The 268-nt window shown below is 65.3% G+C and carries 1 pseudogene; it reads left to right on the top strand.

The annotated features are described in order from the left end of the window. Nucleotides 1-268 (top strand): annotated as a pseudogene (locus tag EOD29_RS32055) (protease modulator HflC); the annotation flags it as partial.

Raw genomic sequence — 268 nt, forward strand, 5'->3', positions numbered from 1 at the left:
GGCCGATGTGGCGCCGAACACCTATAACCGCATGCGCTCCGAGCGTCTGGCCGAAGCCGAACTCCTGCGCGCACAGGGCACGGAAGACGGCCTGCGCCGCAGGGCGGTCGCCGATCGCCAGGTGGTGGAAATCACGGCCGATGCCCAGCGTGACGCGGAAATCCTGCGCGGCCAGGCCGATGCCGAACGCAATCGTGTGTTCGCCGACGCCTTTTCGAGGAATCCTGCCTTCTTCGAGTTCTATCGCTCGATGGCGGCTTATTCCTCG

It is taken from the genome of Mesorhizobium sp. M1A.T.Ca.IN.004.03.1.1, from assembly GCF_003997555.1.
Lineage (GTDB): Bacteria > Pseudomonadota > Alphaproteobacteria > Rhizobiales > Rhizobiaceae > Mesorhizobium.